The 16069-nt window shown below is 48.8% G+C and carries 11 protein-coding genes; 4 read left to right on the top strand and 7 right to left on the bottom strand.

What is annotated here, in order from left to right; translation table 11 throughout:
• Nucleotides 1-13: 13 nt before the first annotated feature.
• The 7 genes from ACYVD4_RS23910 to ACYVD4_RS23880 all read right to left on the bottom strand — a co-directional run bounded on the left by ACYVD4_RS23910 (nucleotide 14) and on the right by ACYVD4_RS23880 (nucleotide 9042).
• Nucleotides 14-469: a MarR family winged helix-turn-helix transcriptional regulator gene (locus tag ACYVD4_RS23910; protein WP_460950027.1), complete on the bottom strand. Its 456-nt coding sequence runs from the start codon at nucleotides 467-469 to the stop codon at nucleotides 14-16.
• A gap of 159 nt (nucleotides 470-628) precedes the next feature.
• Nucleotides 629-1588: a D-2-hydroxyacid dehydrogenase gene (locus tag ACYVD4_RS23905; protein ID WP_460950026.1), complete on the bottom strand. Its 960-nt coding sequence runs from the start codon at nucleotides 1586-1588 to the stop codon at nucleotides 629-631.
• A 33-nt stretch (nucleotides 1589-1621) separates the two neighbouring features.
• The gene (locus ACYVD4_RS23900; RefSeq protein WP_460950024.1) at nucleotides 1622-3391 is read right to left on the bottom strand and encodes an L-lactate permease; all 1770 of its coding nucleotides are present in this window, start codon (nucleotides 3389-3391) and stop codon (nucleotides 1622-1624) included.
• Nucleotides 3392-3448: 57 nt separating this feature from the next.
• On the bottom strand, nucleotides 3449-5626 hold the full coding sequence (locus ACYVD4_RS23895) for an alpha-amylase family protein (RefSeq protein ID WP_460950023.1): 2178 nt from the start codon (nucleotides 5624-5626) through the stop codon (nucleotides 3449-3451).
• Between the two features lie 121 nt (nucleotides 5627-5747).
• Nucleotides 5748-6782 carry an SO2930 family diheme c-type cytochrome gene (locus ACYVD4_RS23890; RefSeq protein WP_460950021.1) on the bottom strand — a complete coding sequence of 345 codons (1035 nt, stop codon included), beginning with the start codon at nucleotides 6780-6782 and terminating at the stop codon, nucleotides 5748-5750.
• Between the two features lie 4 nt (nucleotides 6783-6786).
• Nucleotides 6787-7998 carry a parallel beta-helix domain-containing protein gene (locus ACYVD4_RS23885; RefSeq protein ID WP_460950020.1) on the bottom strand — a complete coding sequence of 404 codons (1212 nt, stop codon included), beginning with the start codon at nucleotides 7996-7998 and terminating at the stop codon, nucleotides 6787-6789.
• A gap of 285 nt (nucleotides 7999-8283) precedes the next feature.
• On the bottom strand, nucleotides 8284-9042 hold the full coding sequence (locus ACYVD4_RS23880; protein WP_460950018.1) for a DeoR/GlpR family DNA-binding transcription regulator: 759 nt from the start codon (nucleotides 9040-9042) through the stop codon (nucleotides 8284-8286).
• 335 nt (nucleotides 9043-9377) lie between these two features.
• Between ACYVD4_RS23880 and ACYVD4_RS23875 the strand changes: the two genes are divergently transcribed.
• The 4 genes from ACYVD4_RS23875 to ACYVD4_RS23860 all read left to right on the top strand — a co-directional run bounded on the left by ACYVD4_RS23875 (nucleotide 9378) and on the right by ACYVD4_RS23860 (nucleotide 15971).
• A complete protein-coding gene (locus tag ACYVD4_RS23875) occupies nucleotides 9378-12491 on the top strand; it encodes a SusC/RagA family TonB-linked outer membrane protein (protein WP_460950017.1) in 3114 nt (1037 codons plus the stop codon).
• Nucleotides 12492-12511: 20 nt separating this feature from the next.
• Nucleotides 12512-14074, top strand: coding sequence for a SusD/RagB family nutrient-binding outer membrane lipoprotein (locus ACYVD4_RS23870; RefSeq protein ID WP_460950016.1), 1563 nt, complete (start codon nucleotides 12512-12514; stop codon nucleotides 14072-14074).
• Between the two features lie 104 nt (nucleotides 14075-14178).
• Nucleotides 14179-14667, top strand: coding sequence for a RidA family protein (locus ACYVD4_RS23865; protein WP_460950014.1), 489 nt, complete (start codon nucleotides 14179-14181; stop codon nucleotides 14665-14667).
• 80 nt (nucleotides 14668-14747) lie between these two features.
• Nucleotides 14748-15971 (top strand): aminotransferase class V-fold PLP-dependent enzyme, encoded by a 1224-nt coding sequence (locus tag ACYVD4_RS23860; protein WP_460950013.1) that lies wholly within the window; start codon nucleotides 14748-14750, stop codon nucleotides 15969-15971.
• Nucleotides 15972-16069: the final 98 nt, after the last annotated feature.

Genomic DNA, 16069 nt, shown 5'->3' with positions numbered 1-16069 from the left:
TGTTCTAGTGCTGTTATTTGTTGTTTAGTTCATTGGTCGAATCGTTCATAATGGCGATTGCTTTCAAAAAATAGACTTCAATAGTTTTGATTTCCTCATCTGAAAATGACGCCAAGAGTTCTGCCGACTGGCTCCTGAATGCTTTATAAAGTGGTTCTAAAAGGTCCATTATCGCCGACGTGTCCGGCTCAATAATCACCTTCCGTCTATCGTCTTCGGCATATACCCGTTTCACCAGCTTTTTCTTTTCAAAGCGATCAATTAAACCCGTAACTGCTCCGGTCGTCAGTCCTGTTAAACTGGCCAGTTCACCGGCAGTCATTTGCCCTTTCTCGATTAGGAAGCCCAAGTATTTGTGGTCTGTTCCTGAAAGCCCTGCCTTTCGGGCAACAGCCTCGTGCATTTGAATAGAGGTGTAGGCATATAATTGACTTAATTTTCTTACCCTTGTTAATACATGCTGATCCATCTTTATCTTATCAACTAAATATCTTAGCAACAAAGATAAATAACAATACTAATTCGCACCAACAGTTTTTTCAACATTGGTACGAACTAGTATTAGCACAACATAGGATTTATTCGTCTGGCGGAGAGCGATTTCAGCAGAAAACTCTTGAAATACAGCTTATTGATTCACTACGTTGATTGGATGGCCATCTAGAAAAGCCGCCAGATTCGCCACGGCAATATCCATCAATCGGCTACGTGCTTCTTTGGTGGCCCACGCAATGTGTGGGGTAATCAGGCAGTTTTTGGCTGAAAAAAGCGGGTTATCTGGAGCTGGCGGTTCAACGGACAATACGTCGATAGCAGCTCCGGCAATAACTCCATTGTTGAGCGCGTCGGCTAAATCCTGATCGACAACAATAGGCCCCCGCGCTGTATTGAGCAGGAACGCCGACGGCTTCATACGAGCCAGATTTTCTTTATTGATAAGACCCTGTGTTTCGGGCATTAACGGCGCGTGAATACTCACTACGTCCGATTGTTCCAGCAGTTCGGGTACGTCGGCCCAGCGGAAGTTTTTGCGATGCGACTGATCGGTACGGTTCCGTTTCGAGCCAATAACGTTCATTCCGAACGCCGTTGCTACGTCGGCTACGTTTTCGCCGATACTGCCGAAACCGATGATGCCCATTGTTTTACCCGCCAGTTCGATCAGCGGGTAATTCCAGTAGCAGAAATCGGGAGAGCGTGTCCATTGCCCGTCCATCACCGAATCACTGTGGTGCTGAACCCGTTGAACCAATTCGAGCAGGAGCGCAAACGTAAACTGCACGACCGACGCCGTGCCATAGCCTGGTACGTTACTGACAATCACATCGTTCTGTTTTGCTACGTCGGTATTTACTACGTTGTAGCCAGTGGCCAGCACACCAACAAATTCCAGCTTGGGCAACTGGTGTAGTATGTCTTCGCCAATTGGTGTCTTGTTCGTAAAAACGATTTCGGCGTCTTGAGTGCGTTCCAGAATTTCGCTGGCGGCTGTCCGGTCATAAACGGTCAGATCGCCCAGTTTTTCCAGTCCTTCCCAGGACAAATCGCCCGGATTCAGTGTATAGCCATCTAATACGACAATCTTCATAACAAACTCGTTTCAGTTTCAGGATGTAAAAAATCAACTAACATAATCGGGCGTTTGCTTCTCTTTTCTGCCAAAAATCAATACTGAAGACGCTATCAATGCCAGCAGAATACCCAGCAAAATCAGGTACATGTACCCTTTCGATACGTCGGCAGCGGCAGTTGTTTTGGCTGAACTTAGCATTTCATAAACCGGAATCATCCACTTGAATACGTATGCTTGTGCCAACGTAATGACGCAGATAAACGCCAGCAGAATAAAGCTGTGCTTGACCGTAAACCGAAACAATTGCGATTCCTGACCAACCAGATTACCGGCCGCAGCCGCTACTGCAATCGACTGTGGCGAAATCATTTTCCCAACCACGCCCCCCGATACGTTGGCCCCTACAGTTACTACGGGATCGACGCTAATTGACTCAGCCGTAGCGTATTGCAATTTACTAAACAGCGCATTTGCTGACGTATCGGAACCGGTAATGAAAACACCGAGCCAGCCAAGAACCGGCGCAAAAAACGGAAACATCACACCCGTATTCGCCAATACGTCGGCCAGTGTGAGGGTAATGCCCGAATCGTTCATGATATAGGCAAATCCTAAAACGGCGGCTACGGTCAGAATCGGAAAGCGAAGCTGATGCAACGTAGCACCAAACACCTGCAAGCCCTGGCGATACGTTAAGCCGACAAGCGGAATGGTAACCAGAGCCGCCGTCATGATAGCAGTTCCGGCAGCAGATAAATAATTGAATTTGAAGATTTTAGGCAGCGGTGCTCCATCAGCACCCTGAATGACGTTGTGCAAGCCGGGGAATTCGAATTGAAGTAAACCGATTGAATTGAGTACATCTTTAATCGGCTGCATTCCCCAGAAAATCACCATGATCGTGAGCACCAGAAATGTGGACCACGCCCGAAACATCTGGTGAGTCGAGTAACGTATCGACGTATCAATGGTTGGGGCGGGTTCGTTGCTGAATCGCCAGATTGTTTTCGGCTTCCAGAAACGAAGAAAAATCATCAGACAGATAATAGAGCCTAAACCCGCAATGACATCAGGCAGCGAAGGCCCCAGAAAATTCGAGGAAAGATATTGAAGTAAGGCAAACGCTACGCCACAAACGAGAGCCGCCGGTAATACTTCCCGCGCTTTCTGGAAACCCGCAATAATAACCACCAGATAAAACGGCATCATAACCGACAGAATCGGCAACGTCCGGCCAACCATCTGAGAAATAGGCAATTCTGGAATGCCCGACACCTGCGAAGCCACTGTTATGGGAATACCAATGGAGCCAAAAGCCACCGGAGCGGTGTTGGCAATCAGACAAATACCTGACGCATAAAGCGGGTTAAACCCAAGCCCGACCAGCATGGCGGCCGTAATGGCAACGGGAGCGCCAAAACCCGCCGTTCCTTCCAGAAATGAGCCAAACGAAAACGCAATGAGCAATGCCTGTAACCGTCGGTCGGAGGTGATGGACGCCATAAAATGCTTCACAATTTCGAACTGACCGCTTTTTACCGAAATGTTGAAGAGAAAAACCGCCATCACCACCAGCCAGCAAATTGGGAACAACCCGTACAACGCACCATGAGCCGCCGACAGCAACGCCAGTTTGACCGGCATACCATAGATGAGAACGGCAATAATCATGGAAATAACCGTTGCCAGCAGGCTCGCCTGATACCCTTTCATTTTTCGGATAATCAGTGCCCAGAAAATAAACAGGATCGGCACCGACGCTACCAGAACAGATAAGCCGATGTTGTTGAATGGGTCAGTAACTTGTTTCCAGATCATAAGCTAAAAGGTTATTGCACAGCAGGTTTTTTGGGAGATTGCGAATTAGCAGAAAAATCAGGCTAAGTCCAGTGCCACAATTTCGTGGTCGAGTAGTTTAGGAACCGCTACGTTTATTTTGTTGCCAATCCGTTCGAATTTGGGTTTCTGACCACTCATCAGCAACGTAACACCCGTTACGTTTGCCCCCGCCGGAACCTGTACCGAAACCTGCGCATCGACCGGAATCAACTCCCGAAATGGCCCTTTCATCATCATCGGATTCGTGAGATTGACCAGATGAACCGTCATTGATTTGGCTTGCCGCCAGACGTTTACATCCACGACACCCGGCCCTGTTATATTGACGATGGGTTCTTCATTGAGTGCCCAGTTCACTACGTTGGAAAGCAGTTGCCCGTGATCCATATTAAGCAGTTGCCAGAAGGTACGATCTAAATCTCCGGGTATGTACGCAACCCGTCCTTTACCAACCTGACGCAGATACAACTCCCGCGTATCGGTCTGTGCCACACGTGGATACACATCTTCCATCGGCAAATCAGGGTAGGTCGGAATCAACGTAACGGGGCTTGGGAACGTAGCGGTTGGCTTTACGTTCACTTTATGAATGGCGTTGATGATACGTGGCGTATCGGCTAGTCCGCGTAGAATCTGCTGCGTCTGAGCGTCTTTAGTGCCCTGTTGCAGATGCAGGTAGGAGTTACGCATTGGCCCTTCTACTTTCTGGTCGAAGGAGACGCCGAATAAACTGGCAAGCCCGAAATCATTTCGCTGTTTGCCTTCTTCGTCGTAAAGGGAGGTTTCGAACGTAGCAACAAGGCTTCCGCCAGTATCGACAAACGCCTTTAGCTGTTGGCACTGCGCATCAGAAAGTGCCGCTACGTTGGGCAGAATAAGCAGCTTAAACCGTTTCAAATCGTCGGGCGTCAGCAGGCGGTCGTTCACCATATCGAACGGAATCCGATTCTCTACTAGGTTATGGTAGAACCCGTCCAAATGGTCGCCACTTTTCTGCTGCCACGGTTTGCCGCCGTAATTCCGGTCGGTTTGTTCGGAATAAACCACGCCGACACGCGCCATCGGAGCCGTGTTACGCAGGTATTTTTCGTTCTTGTGATAGCTTTCGTAGAGTTTCGCTACCGATTCCATCCAGCGTTTGTCGTAAATATCCCCGCCAAATTTCACGAAACAAGGACGCATACCATTGGCCGTTCCTTCAGCTACCCAGATTCGAATTTCGGCATCGCTCTGCACCGAATCTTTCCAGCGAAATTCCTCTTCGATACCTACGCTGAATATGCCAATCAACGGTTTTAGTCCCAACGTAGCGCGTAACTCTTTGGCTCCTTTTCCGTTCGACCAGGGCGGAATCAAACCACGACGCGCCTGTTGGTCGGCAAAGAAAAGATCGGCTTCTTTGCCCGTCATAACTTTATCCGGAAATCCATTAGGAATGAACCGAGAGATGGGCCGTTGTTTCCGGATACCGTCATCCCAGAGCGCCCATACTTCCCGCAATCGTTTCATCCGCCATTCAGCCCATTTTCGATACGTTGGATCGAGCTTGTCGGCTTTTTGGGGCATTTCCAGATTGGCAAACGCTTTAAAATTACGCTTGCAATGCTCACAGTAACAGACGTCATGACCATGCCAGCGGTTCGAAAAAATGCCCTCTGGCTGAAATTTCTCCATGATTTCCTGATTCACTTGCGGCATAAACTCGAAGCTGTATGGCCCAAGTGCGCAGGTTACCCAAAGATCAGGATTGGCCCAGTGTCGACGTTTTTGACCGTCGGCCGTTACCGCAATCCAGTCGGGGTGAGCGTCGTAAACGTTCTGGCGAACCGCGTGGGGGTCGGTACGTAGCATGATTTTCATGCCCAGCTTTTTACAGCCTTCAACCAGATAGCCCAACGTATCGGAATTACCCATAAAGTCGCTCCGGTGATGCAGCGGAATTTTGGTCGGGTAAAACGCAACGATGCCGCCCGCGCTGAGCAATGCCCCATCGGCGTGAATACGTTTGAAGTAACTGAGCCAGAAATCGGGGTCGTAATGGCCGGGATCGCGCTCTACGAACGCAAGCTGAACCCAACGCATTGGGCCATCGAGCCAATACGTATCGGCAGGTGCTACGTTGCTGAGTAAGGGGGTAGCCATCAGCGAATTGCCCGAAAAAGCATAGGCTCCGCCAATCAGACTGCTGGTTTTGATAAAGTCTCTTCGTTCCATACGTGGGTTGACTTTATCTAAAAGGCTAAAAAGTCCAATTGCTACCGCGACGATTTTAACGCATCTGAATAAACGTAGCGTTCAGGCTAAATTTCTGAGGCAAAACAGAATTGAAATCGTATTATTTCATGGCTTTAATCCACTCGCGAATGAGGTCAAGACTCTCGGTATGAACTACTTTTCGGCCTAGTTCGGGCATCATTTCTCCGGGGTCGGTCGATGTCATTCTGTATACCAGAATCGATTCGTCAGGTTTGCCGGGGACAATATCGAACGGACGACCTCCCGATCCACGTCCGGCGGCAACGGGTGTTTTTCGGATGCCCACCGCTGTTGGGTCATTCTCCGAAATGCTCAGGTTTAGGCCCGACGTCATGGCTGGCCCTTTCGGATTATGGCAATGCGCGCAGTTAATATCGAGCCAGGCACGTGCTCTGTCGTTTATCGAACCGGTTTCCGGCTTATTCCAGACGGGTGTTTTCGGGCATTTTTCCAGAGATGGTAAATCAGAAATCATGCCCCTTCGTTTCCAGTACGTTAACTGATTTTCTTGTTTCCCCGAATATGTTACGTCGCCATTGAGTTGCCGAATTGATGGGCCAATGGGCACCAGTTGTTCATTGCGGTTGTGGCATCCTTTGCACTGGTTCAGGTTCGGTATTACGTAGTTTTGTTCCCGTTGTTTGCCATCCGTATCGACGTAGCGAACCGTTTTCGTATCGCCTGCTACGTCCAGAAATGCTTCGGTTTGCTCATCGTTCCAGACGTAATCAAATGCTTTCCAGCCTTCCGATTGATGAATTAACAAGCGCGTTTCAATCAACCGACGGCCTTTGCTGGAATCGCGAAAATCGAGCGGATAGTAGAACGTTTTGATAAGCGTAGTGCCAACGGGAAAATTCAGAACTGCCGAATCGTTATATGCTACAGACTGACCTTCAGGCAATTTTACGAAGCGCAATTTTTCGGCATAGTCCGAAAACAAGGGCGTATTCAGCGCATACGGAACCACGCCCGAACCCGGCTCCTGATTCGAAATTGCACCTTTAAACAAACCATAATCAGAGAGTTTTTCGGGGATAGCCTTGGTTTGCCAACTACCCAGAATAAGCCAGAGAATAACCAGCCCTACACACCATACTAATCCGTATCGCATTCGTTTATTTTGCATTCAACACGGTTGCTTTCAAAGGTGTCAGCTGGCAATCGAATAAGGACGTAGCGAACGTAACGTTTTTGAATCCGCGACCCGCATCAAGATTGACAAACGTCTGGTTTTTGTTATTCCGAATACAAATCCGTTTGTCGGGAAGTGGTTTCCCTTCCTTGTCTAACGTAGCGGTATCGATAATGCCATCATAAACGATATGCGGAACCTCCTGACCGGGTTTCAGAATCTGCCCGAAGATTTTGTTATACTTTCCCCGCTGACTAACCGGGCCAGCACTACGTTCATACACATTATCGTGAATGGAAATGGACGTAGCAAACGGGTAATACGCTTTGTCGGTGATGGGCAATTCGGTAAGCAGATAACTGATAATTCCCGTGCTCAGGGTCTGGTTTCGGATAAACCGATTATTGAACACTTCTACACCGTTGGCCGCCAGAATCATCAAGCCAGTTCCGTCTGATACGCTCGCTACGATATTACCGGCCGGAGCGAAATTTGGCAGATTATTGTCGTGAACGTAGTTGTTAAAAACGCGGACATTTCCGCCCTGTTTTTGAACCAGATCGGGCAAATCGAACACCAGAATTCCGCCCGTGTTTTCATACGCTTCGTTATCGAATACATCGGCGTTCCGCGAATTTTCGATCTCGATACCCGCTACGTTATGATACGCTTTGCTGTTTTTAACGATAATTCCCCGCGATTGCCCCACGTAAATACCGGCATCCGACGCACCTATGGCCGTGCATCCATCAATCACTACGTTATCGCACTGCACCGGATATAGCCCATAACCGCCATTTTCGGCTTTCGGTGGCCCCGTCCACTCCACTTTTACGTTTCGGAACGTAATGCCCTTTACGTTCATGGTTTTTATGCCATCGCCTTTTGAGTCCTGAAGGGTCAGATTCTCGATAACAATCTCTTCGGCATTGGAAACCCGCAATCCTTCAGCACCATCGGTTTGCCCTTTGAAACTGAGAATCGTTTTATCGACTCCTTTTCCTCGAATAATAATCTTCTTTTTATCCTGCAACGAAAGGGTTCCGGTGAAGGTGAACGTACCCTGATCCAGCTCAATCGTACTGCCATTTTCGGCCATGATAAACTGGGTCTGATAGCGTTTTTGCACATTCGGCTGCGCCCATGCAACCTGAGAAAGCAGAAGGATCGCAAGCAGACAAAAAGAGGATTTCATGAGGTAAGGGAGCTAGAAATGAGATGCCGGATTTCCGAACTCGTAAGCAACAGAAAATCCAGCATTTATCCAACTCCAAATAAACAAACTACAACCAGCTTGTTATTTTCTTTCTAGTACAGCTAGTATAATCGATACATAACGTTACAGAAATCACTACGTAGAGAATAAGATCAGTTCGTCTCAGACAGCATCTCGCTGTCTGGTCTGCAATCAGCAGTTAAGAAGGAAAGCCATACAACGTATAACCCAGACAGCAAGATGCTGTCTGAGACACTACCGAGCTTATAGCACAATGGTTTTGCCCGTTTGGTAGGCCGACAGTTGGGGCGAGTCGGTGGGGAGTTCAGTGATGAGGTAATCCACCTGATTGAGTTCGGCAATTTTCATCTGCATGACACTATTCATCTTTTCGGAAATAGCTAAAACAGCCAATTTTTCGGCTGCCCGAATCATGGCTTTTTTGGCCTGAACAGTTTCCCAATCTGAATCGGAAAGTCCTTCCCGCGCATCAATGGCATTGGTTCCCATAATGCACAGATCGACACGCAATTCAGATAACCGCTGGTATACTTCCCCCCCGACGCTCATCTGGCTATAGCGGGAAATCTGACCGCCAATCATAATGATTTCCAGATTAGGTTTATCCAGCAATTCTACCGCCGTTAATGGATTTACGGTGATGAAGGTAGCCTTCAGATCGACCGGAATCATCTTGATAAATTCGCGGATGGTGGTGCCTCCCCCAATCAGAATCAGCATACCATCCTGAAGCAGTGCCAGGGCTTTTTCGGCTATCGTGCGTTTGTTGAGATGCGCATACGTTTCCTGAATCAGCGACGAGTGATGATATGCCTTCGACATAGCCCCGCCCCGAATCTTGATCAGCTTCCCTTCATCCGACAAATCATTGATATCGCGCCGAATGGTATCCTCCGATACGTTTAGTGTAGCGGCCAAATCGGTCAAATTTACACGCGTATGTAAATTTATTTGCTTGACTATCAATTGTTTACGTTCGTCTTTCAGAAGAGCTATTGACATGAGAATAGGAATAATAGAGCACTAGTATTCGACATAAAAGATAAAAAACACCTGAATCTTACCCATCCGATAAAACATCGACGCGAATAAAGCATCATTTGACAGGATTTACTGCAGAATTTGCATTATTTTTTTGCACATAATACACAAAACACCATAAAACCGCAGTATTTGCACATTTTACAGCAGTAATCTGCAAGAAAAACCGAATAATAATTGCTTTTATAGCAACAAAGCCATTACATTGCGCAAATATCGCAAAATACATCTGCAAAAATTGCAATATTAAACCTCCATTAGTTAACCAAACTGAGTTTAAAACACCTATAAAGCTTATGAAACGTATGTTACTTCACAGGCCATCCCGAATGGGTTTGCTTATTGTATCGCTCTGCTGGTTTAGCCTGTCGGCTCTGGCGCAGACGATATCCGGCAAAGTAACCAACGCTACGGATGGGCAAGTCCTGCCCGGCGTAACGGTTCTGGAAAAAGGAACAACAAAGGGTACCGTAACCGATAGCGACGGGAAATATACGCTCAAGCTGAACAACGCTCAGGCTACGGTTATTTTCTCCTACATCGGCTTTTCAGCACAGGAAGTTGCCGTTGGCGGTCAGTCGGTTCTTGACGTGAGCCTGAAAGAAGGCGCTACCAGCCTGAGCGAAGTGGTTGTAACGGCGCTGGGTATTTCGAAAGAGAAGAAAGCGCTGGCCTATGCTGTTTCGGAAGTAAAAGGCAGCGATTTCACACAGGCCCGCGAAAACAACCTCGCCAATGCACTGACGGGTAAAATTGCCGGTGTAAACGCAACGGGTATGGCGACTGGCCCCGGCGGTTCGAGCCGCATCATTATCCGGGGAAATGGCTCATTGAACGGCAACAACCAGCCTTTATACGTTATCAACGGGATGCCAATGGACAACAGCATTCCGGGCGGTGGTACTACGGCCGACGGTAACGGCATGAACGTTGACCGGGGCGATGGTATCGGTGGTATCAACCCCGACGATATTGAATCGATTAGTGTACTGAAAGGTGGCCCGGCTGCGGCTCTGTACGGTGCCCGTGCCTCGAACGGCGTTATTCTGATTACAACGAAAAAAGGACGTGGTCAGAAAGGGGTTGGCGTAGAAGTGAACAGCAACACGACGTTTGAAGATATCGCCGTTATTCCAAACTGGCAGTATGAATATGGTCAGGGTCTCGACGGTAAAAAACCAACGACCGTAACGGAAGCCAAAAGTACGGGTCGTCTGTCGTATGGTGCGCGCATGGATGGTCTGCCAACGATTCAGGTTGATGGTCAATTGCATCCTTATTCTCCCCAGAAAGATAACCTGAAAAACTTCTACCGCACGGGTTCCAACTACATTAACTCGGTGGCGTTTACGGGTGGCAATGAGTCGGTCAATTTCCGGTTAGGTCTGAACAATACGCAGTCGAACAGCATCGTACCGAACTCGTCCTTTACCCGACGTATCGCCAACCTGAACCTGAATGCGTTTCTGGGCAAAAAACTGAGCATCGAAACCGTTTTCCAGTACAATTACGAGCTTGGTAAAAACCGGCCCAAAGTTGGTTACGCCGACATGAATCCACACTGGGCTACGTATCTGATAGCCAACGTAGTAGATATTCGTAGTCTGGCACCGGGCTATGACCCGACAACCGGAAAAGAAATTGAATGGAACCCCGTTCCGGCAGCACCTAACCCATATCTTGTAGTAAACAAATTCAAGAACGACGACAGCAAATCTCGCTTTATTGCGCAGGGAAGCATTCGCTACGACATTCTGGACAATCTGTCACTAAAAGGAAGCGTAAGCCAGGATTATTACAGCTTCTCGTCGGAATACGTACAGCCAACCAACAACGCGTACCAGCCACTTGGTACGTATGATGGCCGCAAAGTTACCTCGTCGGAAACCAACGGTATGCTGACGTTGAATTACAACACCAACTTTTTCAAGGATTTAAGTTTCTCGGCGCTGTTAGGTGCGAACGCACAGCAGGCGGTTTACGACCAGACGCAGATTGCGGGTAGCGAATTTACCGTACCGTATTTCTACAGCTACACCAACCTCGCTACGTCGACTACTACGCCAACGTACATGAAAAGCGCCATCAATTCGGTGTTTGGTTCGGCTGATTTTGGGTACAAGAACGTAGCGTATCTGACCGTTTCGGGTCGTCAGGACTGGTTCTCGGTATTGAATCCGAAACGTAACAGCATTTTCTATCCGTCGGTGGGTGGTTCGTTCATCATCTCCGATGCGTTCCGTCTGCCAAGTGCCATCAGCTTTGCGAAACTGCGGGCGTCATGGGCACAGGTGGGTGGTGCTACGGTGAATGCGTATCAGATTTACCAGTATTATTCGATGCAGCAGGGTGGTCACAACGGTCGTCCGGTGCAGGTTCTGTCCTCGTCGCAGGTGCCGAACCCTGATCTGAAACCACTGACGTCTACTACGTCGGAAGCGGGTATCGAAGCTAAATTCCTGAACAATCGTCTGGGTTTAGATCTGACATTCTACAACCGGAAAACCACCAATGATATCGTTACGTCGAACATTGCGCTTTCGTCGGGTTATACGTCGGCACTACTGAACGTTGGCGCACTGAGCAACAAGGGTATTGAGTTGCTAGTGACGGGAACGCCGGTTAAAACCGCTGATTTCGGTTGGGATGTAAGCTATAACATGGCGTACAATAAGAGTAAAATCGAAAAATTAGCCGACGGACTTACGGGTATCGACATCGGTACAGGTGTAGGTGGTGGCCTTGTTCGGAACGTACTGGATCGCCCTTACGGAACCGTTTGGGGTTACCGCAAGAAAACCGATGCCAATGGCAATGTAGTGTTCAATACGGCCAGTGGTTACGCCGTTCGGGGTGATCTGGAAGAAATCGGTCAGGGTACTCCTCCCCTCACGATGGGTATCACCAACAACTTCCGCTACAAAAACTTCTCGCTGAACATTCTGCTCGACGGCAAATTCGGAGCTATCGTTTACTCGAACCTGTATCAGTACGCGTACCGCTTCGGCTTACCACAGGAAACCCTGCCCGGCCGCGAAACCGGTGTAACCGTAACGGGTGTAACGCCAGAAGGTAATCCGTTCACCAAAACATGGTCGAAGGAAGATGTTGATACGTATTACGACAACGACAAGAACTACACGGCGATGTTCATGTTCAACAACGATTTCGTGAAACTACGTCAGGTTGTACTGAGCTATAACCTACCGGTTAACAAGCTGTCGTTCCTGAAGTTACAATCGGCGTCTATTTCGTTCGTAGCGCGGAACCTGGCTATTCTGTACAAAGACAAAAAGAACCAGTATTTCGATCCTGAATCGGGCTATACGAGCACAAACGCGCAAGGTCTGGAAGCCTTTGGTGTACCCAGAACCCGCAGTCTTGGTGTGAGCTTAATGGTGAAATTCTAATCTGAAAAATTGCGCTGACAATGAAACGATTCCTCAAAAAAATATACTACGTAGTACCCGCCCTTCTGCTTTTGTCGTCGTGCGACAAAGGTTTTGAGGAGATGAACGTAGACCCGAACAAATACTCGGAAGTTGTTCCCGAATACCTCTTTACGCGTGCCCTGCTCGATGGTGTAAGCACCAATTTCGCTGGAGCCGCTTACCTGACCATCGGTCAGTCGATGCAGCACTTTGCTACGTATAAGGAAGTTCCTGCGGCTGGCGATAAGTACTTCAACTTCAGCTATTCGACCGGCAACTGGAACGCCTATGCGGGCACACTCGCCGGGCAAGGCGCGGTAATTTCGATTCGTCAGGTTATTGACGCGGTTTCAACGAATCCGGTCAATATAAACAAACTGTCGGCGGCCCGTATCTGGAAAGCGTATATGTTCCACCGTCTGACCGATGTGTATGGCGATATTCCGTATTTCGACGCGGGCAAGGCGCTGTCTGACAAAAACTATTCGCCTAAATACGATACGCAGCAGGCTATTTACGCCGACTTGTTGAAAGAGCTGGAAGAATCGATCAAAGCGTTCGATGCGTCGAAAGCTACGTTCGGAGCGGCCGATCTGATGTTTGGTGGCGACGTAACGAAATGGAAAAAGTTTGCTTATACGCTCATGCTACGTCTGGGTATGCGCCTGACCGAAGTTGATCCTGCCACGGCGAAAACCTGGGTTGAAAAAGCGATTGCTGGCGGTGTAATTGTGGACGATGCCGACCGCGCTGTGATTGGCTACGTCGATGGTTCGCAGGTGGCCAGCCGGAACTTTATTTCCGCTGCACTGCTGGGTACCGATTACATCACACCCGGTGGCGACAATGTAGAAGGGGGCAAATTCGCTAAAACGTTCATCGATTATCTGAAAACAACCAAAGATCCACGTCTGGGCGTTTTCTCGATTGTCTGGACAACCACCGATAACAAAACGTTCACCGCTGATACGACCGCATCGCTTCAGAGTGGTATGCCAAACGCAGCTTTCAACAGCCTGCCTGCCAACTTCAATTCGTTTTCGGAGCCAAACCCAAACACGTTGTTGAAATACAGCGCACCGCTTATCGTGTTGGGCAACGCCGAAACAAATCTGTTGCTGGCCGAAGCATCGGTACGTGGCTGGGTTAGCGGAACCACCGCAGCAACGGCTTACGCGAATGCGGTGAGAGCGGGGATGCGTCAATGGTCATTATTTGGGTCAGCCGGTACGATCTCAGACGCCAAAATAAACGCGTATCTGGCTACGAATCCGTATAACACAAGCGGCACAACAGCACAGCAGATGGCGCAGATTCAGACACAGAAATGGGTATCGCTATTTCTGGAAGATGAGTACGAAATCTTCTCGAACTGGCGTCGTACGGGCTATCCGGTTCTTACACCGACCAACTATCCGGGCAACCTGACCGGCGGTAAAATTCCAACTCGTTTTGTGATTCCTGATACGGAAGAAATCTATAACAAAACCAATTTCCTCGAAGCACGTACACGTCAGGGCGGCACGAATACGCTTTCCAGCACAGTTTGGTGGGATAAGTAAAAAACGCCTACTAATACTTTGATAGTCAGACAATAATTCCAAATCCGAACATCCTCCCCTAATACCGGGAAAGGATGTTCGGAACAGATTACCCCGGTTCGCTTATGAAAACACAACGCCGATCGATTCTAAAACGGCTTTTCGCTTCTGCAACCACCCTGTTCGGATTAGGTACCACGTCGCTACAGGCATCTGGATTGGGCAATTCTGCCAAACCAGACGCTACATCAGCAACTGAAAAAGCAGTAATGGGCGTTGTCACCTACGAGGATGTCCCGCTTTATTCAAGCGTTACGAAACAGGGAAACCTGCTCTTTATTTTCGGCATCGGTGCCCACTTCGAAGGCGACGCAAAAGCGCATACCGACCATGTGCTGAAAGAAATGGAAAAAGAACTCATCAAAGCGGGTTCGTCGATGCAAAAAGTCCTGAAAGTAAGCGTCTTTCTTCATGATCTGGACGATTACAAAGGCATGAACGAAGTCTACAAAGGTCGATTTGGGGCTAAACCGCCCGTTCGCACAACGGTGTCGCCCCGCGCCGGAATCCCCAACGGTTCGCTGGTCGAAATGGATTGTATCGCTTACGTCTAATTACTCTTACGAAAGCTTCTCAGACCGCCAGCGGTTCGGGAAGCTTTCCTTTCTTACCGCTTTATTGCAACAACTATAGTATGCTTAACCGAAGAAGTTTACTCAAGCATTTGTCTACCATGCCGTTTGTTGGCGGTTTGTTTGGTAGCGCCACCCCTCTTGCTGCCGCCGTAGCAGCGCCCACGCTGGCTCCCCGTAACCTCGTCAAAGAGCTTGGCATTCGGACATTTATCAATGCCGCCGGTACGTATACCGCCATGACGGGTTCGCTCATGGAAGAGGACGTAGTGAATACGATTCTGGCTTCGTCGAAAGAGTTTATGATGCTCGACGATGTTCAAACCAAAGTCGGCGAAAAAATTGCAGCCCTGACCCATGCCGAATCAGCCGTTGTTACAGCCGGGTGTTTTTCGGCCATGACCCTCGGATTGGCGGGTGTGCTTACGGGTATGGATCAGAAGAAAGTAGAGCAACTGCCACATCTCGAAGGCACCGACATCAAATCGGAAGTGATAATTCAGAAGGGTCACAACGTTGGCTACTCGCACGCGCTGATGAACACGGGCTGCAAAATCGTTTTCGTGGAAACAGTCGAAGAACTCGAAAAAGCGATCAATCCAAAAACGGCGATGCTCTGGTTTCTGAACATCCAGTCCGACAAAGGTAAGATCATGCACCAGCAGTGGGTGGGATTGGGCAAAAAGCACAACATTCCAACCATGATCGATATTGCCGCCGACGTACCACCAGTTGAAAATCTCTGGAAATTTAACGACATGGGCTTTGATCTGGTTTGCGTATCGGGCGGAAAAGCCATGCGTGGCCCGCAGAGCGCCGGTTTGCTCATGGGCAAAAAAGCGTATATCGACGCAGCCCGGTTAAGCATGCCGCCACGCGGTTCGACCATCGGACGCGGCATGAAAGTGAATAAAGAAGAAGTGCTGGGCATGTACGTAGCGCTGGAGAAATTCATCGCCCGCGATCAGGATAAGGATTGGAAAATGCTGGAAGCCCGCGCGGCTCACATTGCCGATACAGCACGTAGCGTGAAAGGGGTTACTGTCGAAACGTTTGCGCCTGAACTGGGGAACCACACGCCAACGCTGAAATTTAGCTGGGATGCTACTAAAGTTAAGCTCACACCCAAGGCATTGCAGGACGGATTACGGAACGGAAATCCATCCATCGAAATCGTGCTGAACGAATCGAACGGCATCAACATGACTACCTGGATGCTCAAACCGGGCGAGGAAAAAATTGTGGCCACCCGATTGAAAGAAGAATTGATGAAGGCCGCGGTTTGATGCTTTGTATGGGCCAAGCTCCAGCTTGGCCCTAGATAACATAGCCAGTTCTCTATACGGCCAAGCTGGAGCTTGGCCCATACATAACCTAAACCTGG

Source organism: Spirosoma daeguense (genome assembly GCF_054776875.1).
The sequence above is the reverse complement of the archived record's forward strand: the minus strand, read 5'-3'. Positions and strand labels throughout refer to the sequence as shown.